At 72.9% G+C, this 1,373-nt stretch carries 1 protein-coding gene, 1 pseudogene and 1 riboswitch; the gene and the pseudogene both read right to left on the bottom strand.

Features of this window, described 5'->3' with window-relative positions; translation table 11 throughout:
- Positions 1 to 235 (bottom strand): annotated as a pseudogene (locus tag NH339_RS18205) (riboflavin biosynthesis protein RibD); the annotation flags it as partial.
- Between the two features lie 81 nt (positions 236 to 316).
- Positions 317 to 444: riboswitch (FMN riboswitch) on the bottom strand.
- Positions 445 to 548: 104 nt separating this feature from the next.
- Positions 549 to 1,214 (bottom strand): ribulose-phosphate 3-epimerase, encoded by a 666-nt coding sequence (gene rpe / locus NH339_RS18200; RefSeq protein WP_253027464.1) that lies wholly within the window; start codon positions 1,212 to 1,214, stop codon positions 549 to 551.
- Positions 1,215 to 1,373 lie beyond the last annotated feature (159 nt).

The following is a 1,373-nucleotide window of genomic DNA, read 5'->3' as shown; positions in this document are numbered from 1 at the left end:
CGCAGGGCTCCAGGGTGACGACGGCCGTGGCACCGCGGGCCGCGTCGCCGGCCTGCTGCAGGGCGTCGACCTCGGCGTGGGCGGTCCCGGCACCGCGGTGCGCGCCCACGGCGAGGACCTCGCCCGACGGGGCGAGGAGCACACAGCCCACACGGGGGTTCGGGAGCGTCCGCGCGGTGGATCGGGCGGCCTCGAGGGCCGTGCGCATCGCCTGCAGCTCGGTGTCGCTCGCCATCTCGTCCTCCGGTCGGGCTCGCCGCACCGGGGTCGACGGGTCCGACGCCAGGGTCCAGGACGGACCTCGGCCCCAGACCCCGCGTGTTTCCTCTCATCCGGACTTTCACCGTCGGTACCGGAGTTCCACCGGTTCAACCTCACCCCGAGAGGTGCGGGTCGCGGACTGTCACCGCCGGTTCGGACTTGCACCGACCCCGGAACACGCGAGCTGTTGCTCGTTCGGCGACAGTCTAGCCGGGCGTGTCGCACCCGCTGCGACGTCCCACGCTACGGACGCGTCGAGCCGTCCGTCCGGGCCGCGGTCGTACCGCTCAGTGCGCGCAGGCGCTGGTGGCGAGGTCGCGCAGGGTCTCCACCATGGCGCCCGGGTCGTCCGCGCCGAAGACCGCCGAGCCGGCGACGAAGGTGTCGGCGCCGGCCTCGGCGCACCGCTCGATGGTCTCGACGGAGACCCCGCCGTCCACCTGCAGCCACACCTCTCCCCCGCTGGCCGCGATGAGCTCGCGGGTGCGCCGGATCTTCGGCAGGCAGAGGTCGAGGAACTTCTGGCCGCCGAACCCGGGCTCCACCGTCATCACGAGGACCATGTCGAGCTCGGGCAGCAGCTCGGCGTAGGGCTCGATCGGCGTCGCCGGCTTGAGCGCCATGGAGGCCCGCGCACCCTGGGCGCGGATCTCGCGAGCCAGCCGCACCGGCGCCGCCGCGGCCTCGACGTGGAAGGTGATGCTCCCGGCACCGGCCTCGGCGAACGCGGGGGCCCAGCGGTCGGGGTCGGCGATCATCAGGTGGGCGTCGATCGGCTGCTGCGCCGCCTTGCTCAGCGCCTCGATGACGGGGGCACCGAGCGTCAGGTTCGGCACGAAGTGGTTGTCCATGACGTCCATGTGCAGCCAGTCCGCCGTCGGGATGCGAGCGGCCTCCCCCGCCAGGTTCGCGAAGTCGGCGTTCAGCAGGCTCGGCGTGATCTGGATGCCCATGCGGGACAGCGTAGTGGCGCTCGTGCACAGGCGTTCCGGCGACGTATGGTCGAACGACACCCGATCGGGAGGTACCCATGTCCGGCTCCTACGCCGTCCTTGCCACCGTCGTCGCCTTGCTCGTCGTGGTGGTGCTCGCCCGCCGCGTCGGCCGGACCC

Source organism: Aeromicrobium sp. CnD17-E, from assembly GCF_024124745.1.
In the GTDB taxonomy this organism is placed as follows: Bacteria; Actinomycetota; Actinomycetes; order Propionibacteriales; family Nocardioidaceae; genus Aeromicrobium.
Note: the sequence above shows the minus strand (reverse complement) of the source record. Positions and strands in the feature narration are given on the sequence as shown.

Bases quoted from the DNA above. Each gene is read 5' to 3' on its own strand.
- rpe (WP_253027464.1), bottom strand. From the start codon at position 1,214: ATGGGCATCCAGATCACGCCGAGCCTGCTGAACGCCGACTTCGCGAAC.